Source organism: Thermomonas sp. (assembly GCF_046293095.1).
Classification (GTDB): Bacteria; Pseudomonadota; Gammaproteobacteria; order Xanthomonadales; family Xanthomonadaceae; genus Thermomonas.
Window position 1 is genome coordinate 342,207 of record NZ_JBKBPN010000001.1, and the last position, 14,667, is coordinate 356,873.

Consider the following 14,667-nt stretch of genomic DNA (forward strand, 5'->3'; position numbering starts at 1 on the left):
GTGGCGGCGTGGCTCAAGCCCGTGCGAACACCAGCGCAGCGTTGGTGCCGCCGAAGCCGAAGCTGTTCGACATCACCACGTCCAGCCGCGCCTCGCGGCTCTCCCACACGATCGGGAAACCCGCGGCCTCCGGGTCCAGCACCTCGATGTTGGCGGAGCCCGCGATGAAGCCGTCGCGCAGCATCAGCAGGCTGTAGATCGCCTCGTGCACGCTGGCCGCACCCAGGGAATGGCCGCTGAGCGCCTTGGTGGACGACAGCGGCGGCACCGCGTCGCCAAACGCCTCGCGCACCGCGCGCAGCTCCACGATGTCGCCCAGCGGCGTCGACGTGCCGTGGGTGTTGAGGTAATCCACCGGGCGGTCCACGCCCTCCAGTGCCATCTGCATGCAGCGCACCGCACCCTCGCCGCTCGGTGCGACCATGTCGGCACCGTCACTGGTGACACCGTAGCCCACCAGCTCCGCGTGGATATGCGCGCCGCGCGCGACCGCGTGGTCCCAGTCCTCCAGCACCAGCATGCCGCCGCCGCTGCCGATGACGAAGCCGTCACGGCCTGCATCGTACGGACGCGAGGCGCGTTCGGGCGTCGCGTTGTAGCCGGTGGACAGTGCGCCCATCGCGTCGAACATCACCGTCATCGTCCAGTCCAGATCCTCGCCGCCGCCCGCGAACACGATGTCCTGCGCGCCGTGGCGGATCAGGTCTGCGCCGGCCCCGATGCAGTGCGCGGAGGTCGCGCAGGCGGCGCTGATGGAGTAGCTCAAACCCTTGATATGGAAGGCGGTGGCCAGATTGGCGGACACCGTGGAGCACATCGTCCGCGGCACCATGTACGGCCCCACCTTGCGCACGCCGCGCTCGCGCAGGATGTCGGCGGTCTCCACCTGCCAGCGGCTGGAACCGCCGCCGGAACCGGCGATCAGGCCGGTGCGCGGATGGCTGACCTGCGCCTCGTCCAGGCCGGCATCGGCGATGGCGTCGCGCAGGGCCAGGTAGCTGTAGGCGGCGGCGTCGCTCATGAAGCGCTTCAGCTTGCGGTCGATCACGGCATCGAGATCCAGCTCGACCGCGCCGCCCACCTGGCTGCGCAGACCGCGCTGGACCGAATCGGGCAGCGTGCGGATCCCGGAGCGGCCCTCGCGCAGGGCGCGCGAGACGGTATCGAGGTCGTTGCCGAGGCAGGACGTGATGCCCATCCCGGTGATGGCGACACGACGCATGTCAGAAGCTCTCCGTCGAGGTGAACAGGCCCACCCGCAGGTCCTTCGCGGTGTAGATCTCACGACCATCGACCAGCGTGCGGGCGTCGGCCTGCGCCACCACCAGCTTGCGGTTGATCACGCGGGTGACGTCGATTTCGTAGGTGACCACCTTGGCGGTAGGCAGCACCTGGCCGGTGAACTTCACCTCCCCGCAGCCCAGTGCGCGGCCGCGGCCCGGGGCGCCCAGCCAGGTCAGGTAGAAGCCGACCAGCTGCCACATCGCGTCCAGGCCCAGGCAGCCCGGCATCACCGGGTCGCCGAGGAAATGACACTGGAAGAACCAGAGGTCCGGGCGGATGTCCAACTCGGCACGCACGAAGCCCTTGCCGTGCGCACCGCCGTCGTCGTTGATCTCGACGATGCGGTCAAACATCAGCATCGGATCGGCCGGCAGGCGGGCAACGCTGTTGGGGAACAACTCGCCACGGGCGCTGGCCAACAGCTGCTCGCGGGTGAACGATGAAGCGCGGGTCATGGACTGGCCGAAAGGGGGAAAACGCGAGTTTAAACTCCGTATCTCGACATACCTAGGCGTATTGCCCAAGGCGCCGCAGGCCACGCCGTACGCGCTCAGCGGCAATTGAAAACGTGTGCACCGCCGACCTGAACGACAAAGCGTATTAAGCTTGGAACATCCTCGTTTTTGGACCGATTCCGTGACGCATGCCACGCCCGCTTCGTTGTTGACCGTATTCGGCGCCACCGGCGACCTGGCAAGACGCATGCTGCTGCCATCGCTGTACAGCCTGCAGGCCGAACGCCTGCTGCCGGACGGCATGCGCATCCTCGGCACCGCGCGCAGCGAGCTGGACCGCGACGGGTTCGCCGCGCTGGTGGCGGCGAGCATCAAGGAGCGCATACCCGCCGCGGAACGCAGCGATGCCGCCCTGCGCGGCCTGCTGGACCGGCTGGACTACTGCGCCGCCAGCGCCGACGACGATGTCTCGATGCAGACGCTGGCCGGGCACATCAATACGCTGCGCAACGGCGACGTGCTCTACCACATGAGCACCGCACCGCGGTTCTACGGCCCGGCCTGTCGCGCACTGGCGGCAAACGGCGTGGCCGGCCCGGGCACGCGGGTGATGCTGGAAAAACCCATCGGCAAGGACCTGGCCAGCGCAACGCTGATCAATGACGCGGTGGCCAAGGCCTTCGACGAGGAGCGCATCTTCCGCGTCGACCATTACCTCGGCAAGGAAGGCGTGCAGAACCTCATCGCACTGCGCTTCGGGAATGCACTGTTTGAACCCCTGTGGAACGCACGCCACATCGAACAGGTGCAGATCACCGTCGGGGAAACAGTCGGCGTCGAGGGCCGCGGCGACTATTACGACGATGCCGGTGCACTGCGCGACATGCTGCAGAACCACATGCTGCAGCTGCTGTGCCTGGTGGCGATGGAGCCACCGGCGCGGTTCGATCCCACCGCCGTGCGCAACGAGAAGATCAAGGTGCTGCGCTCGCTGCGCGCCATCGACCGCACCAACGTGGCCACCGAGTCGGTGGCCGGCCAGTACACCGCCGGTGCCATCGATGGCCGGGCGGTTCCGGGCTACGCGGAGGAGCTGGGCAGGGCCAGCCGCACCGAGACCTTCGTGGCGCTGCGTGCACACGTCGACAACTGGCGATGGTCGGGTGTGCCCTTCTACCTGCGCACCGGCAAGCGCCTGCCGTCGCGCAGCACCGAGATCTATATCCAGTTCCGCAAGGTGCCGTACTCGATCTTCGGCGGCCCTGCGGCGGCGGACATGCAGCCGAACGGGCTGCTGATCAAACTGCAACCGGAGGAGCGCATCGAGCTGGACCTGATGAGCAAAACGCCTGGCCTGGACCGCCACGGCCTGCGCCTGTCGCAGGTGGCGCTGGACCTCGATTTCCACCAGGAATTCCAGAGCGCGCGCCGTCGCATCGCCTACGAGCGCCTCTATCTCGATGCGATCGAGGGCAACGGCACGCTGTTTGTCCGCCGCGACGAGACCGAGGCCGCCTGGCAGTGGGTGGACGCCATCGCCGATGGCTGGCACGCCACGGGCATGCAGCCCAAGCCCTATCCCGCCGGCACCTGGGGCCCGGCCGCATCGGTGTCGCTGGTGGACCGTCTTGGCCACAGCTGGCGCGAATGAGCGACCGCACGGTGATGACGTCCGTCGAACACCTCTACGAAGATACCGCCGCGCTGGTTGGCGGCGTGGCCGCGGCGATGGAAGCGGCCTGCCGTGACGCGATCGCGCGGCGCGGGGCCGCCTGGCTGGCGCTGGCCGGCGGACGCACGCCGCTGCCGGTCTATGCGCATCTGGCGCGGGCGGCCCTGGGCGGCCGCATCGACGCCGTACCCACCGACGACCGCTGCGTCCCGCACGACCATCCGGCCTGCAACCTGCGCAACCTGCGCGCAGCGTTTGCCGGCAATGCCTTTGCTCGTCCTTCCCGCGAAGGAGGGAATGACGTTGCTCTGTTGCAGCCCGCAGAGACCAGCATCTCTGTGCATCCGATCACCGCCGCCAATGGCAACATTGACGCCTCGCTGGCGCAGTCGCGCGCCTTGCTCGCCGCGCATCCCGAACCCTTCGACGCCGTGCTGCTGGGCATGGGCGCGGACGGCCACATTGCATCGCTGTTTCCCGGCGCGGCCAACCTGCACGATGGCCTGGCGATGGACAGCGGGATCGACGCGATCGCCACCCTGCCCGAGCCGCTGCCGCCCGAAGCGCCGTTCGCGCGGATCAGCCTGACCCTGCCGCGGCTGCTCCGCGCATGCGCCGTGCACCTGGTGGTGACCGGCCACGACAAGCGCGCGGTCCTGCGCGAGGTACTGCAGGCGCCGTCAACCCCACTTCCGGTCGCCGCGCTGCTGCGCGCCGGCGCCCCGATCCACGTCCACTGGAGTCCCTGATGGCCACCGTTGCGCTGCATCCCGTCGTCGAACGCGTCACTGCCCGCATCGCCGGGCGCAGCCGCGACACCCGCGCCGCCTATCTGGCGCGGATGGACACGGCGCGCGGCAATGGCCCGTACCGATACAAACTGTCCTGCGGCAACCTCGCCCATGCCTTCGCGGCCGCAGGCCCGGACAAGCCGGCGCTGCGCAGTGGTCGCGGCGGCAACATCGGGATCGTGACGGCCTACAACGACATGCTGAGCGCCCACCAGCCGATGGAGCACTACCCGTCGCTGATCCGGATGGCGGCGCGCAACGCCGGTGGCAGTGCGCAGGTGGCCGGTGGCGTACCTGCGATGTGCGACGGCGTGACCCAAGGCCGCGCCGGCATGGAACTGTCGCTGTTCTCGCGCGATGTCATCGCCATGGCCACCGCGGTCTCGCTGTCGCATGACAGCTTTGATGCGGTGCTCTGCCTGGGCGTCTGCGACAAGATCGTGCCGGGCCTGCTGATCGGCGCACTGAGCTTCGGCCACCTGCCCACCATCTTCGTCCCGGCCGGGCCGATGCCCTCCGGCATCCCCAACAAGCAGAAGGCCGAGGTCCGCCAGCGCTACGCGCTGGGCCAGGCCAGCCGCGAGGAGCTGATGGAGGCCGAAGCCGCGTCCTACCATGCGCCCGGCACCTGCACGTTCTACGGCACCGCCAACTCCAACCAGATGCTGATGGAGGTGATGGGCCTGCACCTGCCGGGCAGCGCCTTCGTGCCGCCGAACACGCCGCTGCGCGATGCGCTGACCGTGGCTGCCGCCGAGCAGGCGCTGCGCATCACCGCGCTCGGCGATGACTACCGTCCGCTGGCACGCACGATCGACGAAAAAGCCATCGTCAACGCGATGGTGGGCCTGGCCGCCACCGGCGGCTCCACCAACCACACGCTGCACCTGGTGGCGATCGCACGGGCTGCCGGCATCCTGATCGACTGGGACGATTTCGATGCCCTGTCCCGCGCCACGCCGCTGCTGGCGCGCATCTACCCCAACGGCGCCGCCGACGTGAACCACTTCGAGGCCGCCGGCGGCATGGGCTTCGTCATCAGCCAACTGCTGGACGCCGGCCTGCTGCACGAAGACATCGCCTGCGTGCACGGCGGCACGCTGCGCCAGCAGGCGAGGCAGCCCTGGCTGGACGACCTGGCGCTGCGCTGGCGCGACCCGCCGGCCACATCGCGCGATACCGATATCGTGCGGCCGGTGTCGGCGCCGTTCGACGCCGAAGGCGGCCTGCGCCGGCTGCAGGGCAACCTGGGCCGCGCGGTGGTGAAAATCTCGGCGGTAGCCCCAGAATTCCGCCGCCACCAGGCACCGGCCCGCCTCTTCGACTCGCAGGACGCGCTGTTGGCCGCCTTCCAGGCCGGCACGTTGGACGGCGATTTCATCGCGGTGGTCCGCGGCCAGGGGCCGCGCGCCAACGGCATGCCCGAGCTGCACAAGCTGACGCCCACGCTGGCGGCGCTGCAGGACCGCGGCCAGCGCGTCGCGCTGCTCACCGACGGCCGCATGTCCGGCGCATCGGGCAAGGTGCTGGCAGCGATCCACGTGACCCCCGAGGCTGCCGACGGCGGGCCGCTGGCCAAGCTGCGCGACGGTGATCCGGTCTGCATCGACGCCGAGGCCGGCACGCTGGACGTGCTGGTGGATGCCGTCGAGTGGGCCGCACGCGACGCCGCGGCGCTGGACCTGTCGGGCAACCAGGCCGGGATGGGCCGCGAATTGTTCGGCCTGATGCGTGGCAACGTCGGCTCCGCGGAAGAAGGCGCAAGCCCGCTGTTCGGGGCCGGCGCATGAGCCGGTCCGGGCTGGCGCTGGTCGGCGACATCGGCGGCACCAATGCGCGCTTCGCGCTGGTGGACCTGGCGTCACCGACCGTCGAACTGCAGGCCTCGAAGTCGCTGCCGAACGCCCAGTTCGCCAGCCTGCAGCACGCCATCGAGCATTACCTGTCGGGCGTGGACGCCACCCCGACCCGCGCCGCGCTGGCCGTCGCCTGCCCGGTCGGCAGCGACGAGATCCGTCTGACCAACCGCGCCTGGTCGTTCAGCCGCAGCGAACTGCAGCGGACGCTGGGCTTGTCCGAACTGCGCATGCTCAACGATTTCGGCGCGGTGGCCTGGGCCATTCCGGCCCTCGACGACAGCCATCTGGTCACCCTGCATGGCACCCTGCAGGCGCCGCTGCGCGGGCCGATCAGCGTGCTCGGCCCCGGCACCGGGCTGGGCGTCGCGCTGCTGGTCGGGGACCCCGACCGCGGCTGGCAGGTGGTGGAGACCGAGGGCGGGCACGTCGGCTTTGCGCCCATCGGCGACGAAGAGCGGACGATCGCCGCGTGGCTGACCGCCCAGCACGGCCGCACGTCCACCGAGCGCCTGCTGTGCGGGAAGGGGCTCTCCGAGATCGACGCGGTACTGCGCGGCGTCGGTGACCTGCTTCCTGACGCGCTGCCGCAACCCGGCGAAACCACCCTGCGCCGCCCTGCCCTGCGCGACCCGGCCGACGTGGTGGCCGCCGCGCTGGATGGCCACGACCAGGCCGCGCGGCGCGCACTGGCACGCTTCTGCGCGGTGCTGGGCAGCGTTGCTGGCGACTGCGCGCTGATCCACGGCGCGCGCAGCGTGGTGATCGCCGGCGGCATCGTGCCGCGGTTCCTGCCGTTCCTGCGCAGCAGCGCCTTCCGCGAACGCTTCCTCGCCAAGGGCCGCATGGCCACGCTGCTGGAATCGGTGCCGATCCACGTCATCACCCACCCCCACCCCGGCCTGCTCGGCGCCGCCTGCGCGCTGCGCGCCTCGGAGTCCTGACCATGTTCGATCCCGACCGCCTGCGCGACCGCGTGGATGCCGTGTTCGCCCGCGCGCCGGTCATCCCGGTGCTCACCATCGAACGGCTGGAGGATGCCCTGCCGCTGTGCCGCACGCTGGTGGACAACGGCCTGCCGGTGCTGGAAGTGACCCTGCGCACAGCCTGCGCGCTGGAGGCCATCGCGCTGCTGGCGCGCGAACTGCCCAGCGCCTGCGTGGGCGCGGGGACGGTGCTGTCCGCCGCGGACCTGGCGCGCGTGACGGAGGCGGGCGCGGCGTTCGCCATCTCGCCCGGCGCTACCGATGCGCTCTATGACGCCGCGAGGGACTGTGGGACGCCGCTGATCCCGGGCATCGCCACGGCCAGCGAGCTGATGCGCGGGCTGGAACACGGCTGGCGCCGCTTCAAGTTCTTCCCGGCGGAGGCCAGCGGCGGCACCGCCGCGCTCAAGGGCTTCGCCGGCCCGTTCCCGCAGGCACGCTTCTGCCCGACCGGCGGGATCGACGCTGCCAAGGCGCCCGCCTACTTGGCGCTGCCCAATGTGGCTTGCGTCGGCGGCTCCTGGATGCTGCCGGGCGACGCCATCCAGACCGGCGACTGGGGCCGGATCGGCCGGCTGGCACGCGACGCGGCCGCGCTGGCGCACCGCACCTGAGCCCCCCGCCGGCGTTTTGCCGGCGCCCCTCCTCCACACCGCCCCCTGCCGGGGTGGGCCTCGCGCGCGTTCGTGCAGCGCGCAAGCAGTGTTCCGGCTGCCTCCGCGCTGGATTTTCCAGAGACGCCACCACCTCGCCCGCCCAAAGAAAACCCCGCCGGCTTCCACCGGCGGGGCGTCCATCACAGGGGTGAGGCGTGTGACGGGTCGAGCGCGGATCAGAACTTGTAGCTGGCGCCCAGCAGCAGGGTGCGGCCCCACTTGATGGTTTCCAGCGGACGGTCCTTGGTGCCCGCGTACGTGCGGTACGACGCGTCGCCCAGGTTGCTGGCCTGCAGCAGCAGGCTCAGGCCCTTGAAGCCGCTATCGTCGCCAAAGGTGTAGCTGACCTGCGCGTCGGTGATGTTCTCACCGACCACGTAGCGCAGCGAGCGGGCACCATCGAAGTTGCCGATCTCGCCGATGAAATCCGAGCGGCGTCGGTTGTTGATGCGGAACTCGAAGCCGTTGCGCTCGTAATAGGCGGTCAGGTTGTAGACCCGCTTGGACAGGCCCGGCAGGGTGATCGGATCGTTGCCGATGCTGCTGGCATTCTCCGGCGCCAGGATCTTGATGCTGCTGTCGGTGAAGCTGGCACTGGCCACGACGCCAAAGCCGTTGAACGCTTCGCCGAAGAGCATGTTCAGCGGCATCGAAGCAGTCAGCTCCAGGCCCTGCAGCTTGCCGCCCTTGCCGTTGAACGGCGCGGTGTAGTTGCCGGTGTTCTGCACCGTCACGCCCGGCGGCAGGGTGCTGCCGTTGACGGCCAGCCACGATGCCACCTGATCGGTGAAGTCATAACCGTCGCGGGTCTGGGTGTAGATGTAGCTGGTCAGCTGCTTGTAGAAGTAAGCGGCGGCCAGATAGGCCTTGGAACCGTAGTACTTCTCCCACGACACATCGAAGGCGTTGGCACGCCACGGCGCCAGCTCCGGGTTGCCGCCACCGCCGCCCGGCTTGCCGGTCGCGGTATTGACGCCGAAATCCAGCGAGGCGCGCATCTGGTCGACACGGGCGCGCGCCACCTGGCGGGCCAGCGCCACGCGCACGGTCTGATCATCGGCCAGCGAGAACGCCAGGTTCATGCTGGGCAGCACATCGGTGTACTTGGCGCCCTTGTGGATCGGCAGCGCGCGGCTGCCCGCCGGCTGCGTGGCATCCCAGTAACGGGCATCGGACGACTGGTCGGTGTACTGGACCTGCACGCCAACGTTGCCGCGCACCGGCACCGAGCCCCAGGTGGTGTCGATGTTGGCCTTGAAGTAGCCGGTGGTGATGCGTTCGGTGACGGTCCAGGCCTTCGGGATCAGGTAGTCGAGGTTATCGACCGGATTGAAGGTCATGTAGCGGGCAACCGCGCCCGGGACGTTCCAGGACGGGATCATGCCCACGCCAGCAAAGCCCAGGTCGACCAAGCCGTACTGCAAGTCGGAGGCGATGGTGGTGTCGCCCTGTGCGCCGACGTTGATGCCGCCTTCGGGCTGCCACTTCTGCTTCTGCCGGTCGGCGTAGTTGAAGCCCGCGTTGAAACCTGAGAAGAGGTCGGCCATCGATGCCGGCACCGGGAATTCGCCATCCAGACGGAAGCTGCTCAGCTCGTCCTCGACCCGCGGGGTCTTGCCGTAGCCGGAGCCGTAGATGGTGTTGCGCAGATAGAGCTTGGTCGGATCCGAGTAATCGCGGCCGGGGGTCAACTGCGGGAACGGGCTGTTGCCGTAGTTGATGGTCAGCGTATCCAGCTGCTTGGCCGGCACCAGCTGCGTGTTGTTCTCGAGATTGATCTCGTTGCGCTTGGCCTTCGACCAGCTGGCGTCGGCGGTCAGCTTCACCTGGCCGAAGAACAGCTCGTTTTTCCAGGCAACGGCATTGATCTCGTCCTTGCGCCTGTTGTACATGCCGCGCACCAGCGGATAGACGTTCACCACCTGGCCGCTGCTGAGGCTGCCGTTACTCGTGGTAGTGACGTTGGTCCAGCTGCAGGCCGGGCTGCAGGGATAATCGCCGTTGTAGTAGAGGTGCGACTCGAACTGGTTGGCGGTGTCTTCCTGCTTGGACTGCGAATGGAAGGCGTCGAACGTGCTGATCCAGGTATCGGAAGGGCGGAACTCCAGTGTCGCCATCACGCCGTCACGCTTGGTGTAGCCGGTCCGGCGCAGCGCCTTGATACCGTCCGAGAACCAAGTGCCGGCGGGAATGCCGGGGCGCCAGCCTGCGCCCGTCTCAAACCACGGCTCGTACAGACCGACCTGGTTTTCCTGGATCGGCGTGTCGGAGTGGGAGTAACCGATCGAATAGCCGACGGTGCGGTCGGCGGACTGGCCGATGTAGCTGGCGTTGAAGCGGTTGCCGGTGGCGCCCTGGTTGGCGGCGGACCCCAGCGAATTGCGCTGCCAGCGGCCGCTGATCGCGATCACCGGCTTGTCATAGTCCAGCGGGCGCACGGTGCGCATGTCCAACGTGCCGGACAGGCCCTGACCCACCAGCGCCGCGTCGGGCGTCTTGTACAGGGTGACCCCGGCCATCAGCTCGGACGGGTACTGGTCGAACTCCACGCTGCGGTTGTCGCCGGTGCTGACCAGCTCGCGGCCATTGAGCAGGGTGGTGGAGAAGTCGGGCGACAGGCCACGCACGCTGATCACCTGCGCACGGCCGGCCACGCGCTGCGCGGCCACGCCCGGCAGGCGGGCGATGGATTCGGCGATGCTGACGTCGGGCAGCTTGCCGATGTCCTCGGCGGAGATCGCCTCGACGATCGAGGTGGCGTCCTTCTTGATGTCGATCGCGCGCTCGATGCCGCCGCGGATGCCGGTCACCACTACGGTGTCCAGGTTCTTGGCGTCGGCCTTCTTCTTCGCGGCCGGCGCGTTCTGCGCGGCGGGCTGTGCCTCCTGCGCAAACGCCTGGGTGGCCATCATCATCGCGGCCGATGCCAGCGCCACGCTCAACAGATTTCGCTTCAACTGCACCATCTTCCCCTCCAGAAATGGTTTTCGATATAGGCGGGCTGTGTCGCCCGCTCCTTCATGCCCGCGCCGGGCGCATCACATGAACGTTGCGATGGTAGTCCTGCCACGGGCCAACAGACGGTCCTGCATACGTATTCATCCCGGGCACGCCTGGAAATCTTGCGGCCCGCGCCAGCGCTCGCTTTCAGCCCAACAGGCAAAGAGGCCCGCCACCCTGCATGCAGGGCGACGGACGAAGTAAACCGGCAGGCGGGAATGTGCCGCCGCGGCTCAGAATTCCGGCACGAACCGGACGGCAGCCCCGCCGCCGCCGGCCAGCCAGAGGGACAGGCGGTCACCGCGGGCTACGGCCCTGGTCTCGCGCACGAAGCGGAAGCGCGCCGGGCCGCGCCAGTCGGCGCCGTCGCCGTCGCGGTAGATCTCCGCGCGGTAGCGCCTGCCTGCATCGAGAAAGTCGAGCGGCAGCACCAGCGTGCGCGGATGGCGATCGTTCATTGCCCCGACGAACCAGAGCGGCGCGCCGCGCTGCTTGCGGGCAATGGCCACGTACTCGCCCACCTCGCCGGCCAGCACGCGGCTCTCGTCCCAGTCCACCGCCACGTCCTTGATGAACTGGAACGCCTCCGGATGCTGCGCGTAATGCTCGGGCAGATCGGCCGCCATCTGGATGGGGCTGTAGATGCCGACGTAGAGCGCAAGCTGCCGCGCCAGCGTGCTCTGGATCTCCTGCCCGTTGCGCCCGGTCAGGCTGACGATGCCGGGGGTGTAATCCATCGGCCCGGCCAGCAGGCGGGTGAACACCAGGGTGACCTCGTGCTCGGGCGGGTTCGGCGGATTGCCCCAGGCGTTGTATTCCATGCCACGCGCCCCTTCGCGGGAGATCCAGTTCGGGTAGGTGCGGCGCAGGCCGGTGTCCTTGATCGGCTCGTGGGCATTGATGGCGATGTGGTGGCGGGCGGCCGCCTGCACCACCCGCAGGTGGTGGTTGCTCATCCACTGGCCTTCGTGCCATTCGCGCAGGACCGGCCCACCCACGGCGTCCTGGCGCTCGATCTGGCCGGCGTCGCAGACATAGCCGGTCTTGACGGCGTCGATCCCCAATCCCGCGAACAGCGTGAACGCCGCGTCCATCCCGCGCTCGTAATGGCTAACCGCGCAGGCGGTCTCGTGGTGGCCGATCAGGTGCACGCCCCTGGACACCGCATAGGCGCCAAGGCCGGCGAGATCGTAGTCCGGCGTTGGCTTGCTGAAGTCGAAGTTCCAGCCGTTGGCGAACCAGTCGCCGTCCCAGCCCAGGTTCCAGCCTTCCACCAGCACGCCGCGGAAGCCGTTGGCGGCGGCGAAATCGATCATGCTCCGGGTGTTGTCGGTGGTCGCGCCATGCTTGGGCCCGCTGGCCCAGCTCTGCTGGTCCAGGTGCAGCGACCACCACACGCCGACGTACTTGGCAGGCGTGAACCAGCTGACATCGCCGAGCACGTTCGGCTCGTTCAAGTTGAGGATCAGGTTGGACTCCACCAGGCCACCGGCGCGGTCGCTGATGGTGATCGTGCGCCACGGCGTGGTGAACGGCGTGGTGCGGACCACCGGCACCGGGCTGCCCGGAGTCAGGAGCGCACGCAGCTCGCCGTCGCCGCCGCGCATCAGATTCATGCCCGCGTAGTCCACCAGCGCGGCCTCGTGGATGCTCAGATGCAGCCCGTCGTTCGTGCGCAGGGTCAGCGGCGTCTGCGCGACGGCGACCTGCTCCAGTGGCGTGCGCCGGTAGAGGTATTCGGCGCGGTTCCATTCCAGCGCGGGGATCCACCACGCCGTGGCGGGCCGTGTGACGGCGAACTCGGTCAGTTCCTGGACGATCTGCGCTTCCTGCAGCGCGGGTTGACGGGGAACCTCGTAACGGAACCCCACCCCATCGTCGAACACGCGGAACACCATGTCGAAACGGCGGTGGTCGCCATCCTTCTCCACGAACGTGGCGCGCAGCTCGTTGTAGCGGTCGCGCACGAAGCGGCGCTCACCCCAGGGTTGTTCCCAGGTGTCATCGACACTGCGCCGCGTCTGGCCATCCAACCGCAGGTTGCGTAGCAGCTGGCGAGCGTTGCGGAAAATGAAACCCAGGCGCGAATCGCCAATGACCGGCGCGCCGTCGCGCGACACCCGATAGGCCAGGCGCCCCTCACCGTTGAGGTCGAGCGTCACCTCGATGCGGCCATCCGGGGAGGCCACCGTGGCCACCTGCTCCGCCCGGGCCGAGCCGAACCAGGTCAAGGCTGCCAGCAAGACACCGGCCAGCCGTATCGCAATCGTTCCCCGCATATCCCGCCCCCTTCGTTCAGTGCGCCACTGCAAGGCAGGCCACGCCGCGCGGCGGCAGCCGGAGCACATCGCCGTCCAGCGTCGCGGCCACCGGGCCGGGCAGCTCCAGTGGGGTTCCAACGACCGGCAGCGGCCATTCGCAGGCCTGACCCGACAGGTTGAACGCCAGCAGCAGGTGCTGGCCCTCATGGAGACGCTCGAACGCCAGCACCTGCGCCGGCGCATCGAGGAAGCGGATCGCCCCCTCTACCAATGCCGGCTGCGCCTTGCGCCAATGCAGGAACGCGCGCACGGCGTTCAGCACGGAGTCGGCGGCATGCTCCTGTATCTCCACGCTGCGTGCACGGTGGGCGTCGGGCACCGGCAGCCACGGCGCGTCACTGCCGAAACCGGCGTCGCTGGCGGCGCGCCACGGCATCGGCGTGCGGCAGCCGTCACGCCCCTTGAACGTGGGCCAGAACGTCTTGCCATAAGGGTCCTGCAGTGCCTCGAACGGCACCTCTGCTTCCGGAAGCCCCAGCTCCTCGCCCTGGTACAGGCAGACACTGCCGCGCAACGAGCAGACCAGCGCCACCAACTGCCTGGCCAGGGCATCATCGGCATCGGCGCCGCCCCAGCGCGTCACCGCGCGCTGAACGTCGTGGTTGGAGATGGCCCAGCACGGCCAGCCTTCGGTCATCTTCGCTTCCAGCGCTTCGACCGTGGCGCGGATATGGGCCGGGCTGCCATCCTCGGTCAGCAACTCGAAGCTGTAGCCCATGTGCAGGCGGCCTGGGGCACAGTATTCGGCCATGGTGGCCAGCGAGTCTTCCGAGGAAATCTCGCCTAACGCCCCGACATCCGGGTAGCGGTCCATCAACGCACGCAACGCCTCCAGAAAGGTGAGATTCTCCGGCTGGGTGTTGTTGTACCAGTGGTACTGGAAGGCATATGGGTTGTCCGGGCTGAAGCCCCGCCCGGTGCGCAGCTCCGGCGGCTTGGCCGGATTGTCGCGCAGCTGCGCGTCATGGAAGCAAAAGTTGATCGCATCCAGACGCAGGCCATCAACCCCACGATCCAGCCAGAACCGCACGTTATCCAGTTGCGCGGCGCGGACATCCGGGTTGTGGAAGTTCAGGTCGGGCTGTGACGCCAGGAAGTTGTGCAGGTAGTACTGACAGCGGCGCGGCTCCCACTGCCAGGCCACGCCACCGAAGAGCGACAGCCAGTTGTTGGGCGGCGTGCCGTCCGGCTTGGCGTCGGCCCAGACGAACCAGTCGGCCTTGGGGTTGTCGCGGCTCTGCCGGCTTTCGCGGAACCAGGCGTGGTCCATGGAGCAATGGCTGAGCACCTGGTCGATCATCACCTTCAGCCCCAGCGCATGCGCCTTGGCCAGCAACCGGTCGAAATCGTCGAGAGTGCCGAACAACGGATCGACATCGCGGTAGTCGGCGATGTCGTACCCAAAGTCGGCCATCGGCGAGGTGAAGAACGGCGAAATCCAGATCGCGTCCACGCCCAGCGAGGCGATGTAGTCGAGGCGCGCGAGGATGCCCGGCAGGTCGCCGACGCCATCGCCATTGGTGTCGAGGTAGCTGCGCGGGTAGATCTGGTAGATCACCGCGCCGCGCCACCAGTTCTGCCCTGCCATTCCCGCTCCGTGCGCCTGTAGCAACGCCGGACTATGCCGCGTCCGCACCGGCCTTGCG

Annotated in this window: 10 protein-coding genes; 5 read left to right on the plus strand and 5 right to left on the minus strand. The window is 68.6% G+C overall.

Features of this window, described 5'->3' with window-relative positions; translation table 11 throughout:
- Positions 1 to 13: 13 nt before the first annotated feature.
- Complete coding sequence (gene fabB, locus ACK4SG_RS01735; RefSeq protein WP_409599138.1) at positions 14 to 1,222, minus strand: beta-ketoacyl-ACP synthase I; 1,209 nt, start codon at positions 1,220 to 1,222, stop codon at positions 14 to 16.
- Position 1,223: 1 nt separating this feature from the next.
- Entirely contained in the window at positions 1,224 to 1,739 is a 516-nt protein-coding gene (fabA, locus tag ACK4SG_RS01740; RefSeq protein ID WP_409599139.1) for a 3-hydroxyacyl-[acyl-carrier-protein] dehydratase FabA, read from the minus strand.
- Positions 1,740 to 1,920: 181 nt separating this feature from the next.
- Here fabA and zwf point away from each other — a divergent pair, with 181 nt between their 5' ends.
- From zwf to ACK4SG_RS01765, 5 genes are read left to right on the plus strand one after another with little or no spacing between them, the layout of a single operon-like run.
- Complete coding sequence (gene zwf / locus ACK4SG_RS01745; RefSeq protein WP_409599140.1) at positions 1,921 to 3,390, plus strand: glucose-6-phosphate dehydrogenase; 1,470 nt, start codon at positions 1,921 to 1,923, stop codon at positions 3,388 to 3,390.
- Positions 3,387 to 4,160 (plus strand): 6-phosphogluconolactonase, encoded by a 774-nt coding sequence (pgl, locus tag ACK4SG_RS01750; RefSeq protein WP_409599141.1) that lies wholly within the window; start codon positions 3,387 to 3,389, stop codon positions 4,158 to 4,160. The genes zwf and pgl overlap by 4 nt, the downstream gene beginning before the upstream one ends.
- On the plus strand, positions 4,160 to 5,992 hold the full coding sequence (edd, locus tag ACK4SG_RS01755) for a phosphogluconate dehydratase (protein WP_409599142.1): 1,833 nt from the start codon (positions 4,160 to 4,162) through the stop codon (positions 5,990 to 5,992). Before pgl ends, edd begins: the two co-directional genes overlap by 1 nt.
- Complete coding sequence (gene glk, locus ACK4SG_RS01760; protein WP_409599143.1) at positions 5,989 to 7,002, plus strand: glucokinase; 1,014 nt, start codon at positions 5,989 to 5,991, stop codon at positions 7,000 to 7,002. The genes edd and glk overlap by 4 nt, the downstream gene beginning before the upstream one ends.
- Before the next feature lie 2 nt (positions 7,003 to 7,004).
- Complete coding sequence (locus ACK4SG_RS01765; RefSeq protein WP_409599144.1) at positions 7,005 to 7,658, plus strand: bifunctional 4-hydroxy-2-oxoglutarate aldolase/2-dehydro-3-deoxy-phosphogluconate aldolase; 654 nt, start codon at positions 7,005 to 7,007, stop codon at positions 7,656 to 7,658.
- Positions 7,659 to 7,876: 218 nt separating this feature from the next.
- On the opposite strand, the gene ACK4SG_RS01770 is transcribed toward ACK4SG_RS01765, so the two are convergent.
- From ACK4SG_RS01770 to ACK4SG_RS01780, 3 genes are all read right to left on the minus strand, one after another.
- A complete protein-coding gene (locus ACK4SG_RS01770) occupies positions 7,877 to 10,666 on the minus strand; it encodes a TonB-dependent receptor (protein WP_409599145.1) in 2,790 nt (929 codons plus the stop codon).
- Between the two features lie 267 nt (positions 10,667 to 10,933).
- Complete coding sequence (locus tag ACK4SG_RS01775) at positions 10,934 to 12,979, minus strand: glycoside hydrolase family 97 protein (RefSeq protein ID WP_409599146.1); 2,046 nt, start codon at positions 12,977 to 12,979, stop codon at positions 10,934 to 10,936.
- A 16-nt stretch (positions 12,980 to 12,995) separates the two neighbouring features.
- On the minus strand, positions 12,996 to 14,609 hold the full coding sequence (locus tag ACK4SG_RS01780) for an alpha-glucosidase family protein (protein ID WP_409599147.1): 1,614 nt from the start codon (positions 14,607 to 14,609) through the stop codon (positions 12,996 to 12,998).
- Positions 14,610 to 14,667: the final 58 nt, after the last annotated feature.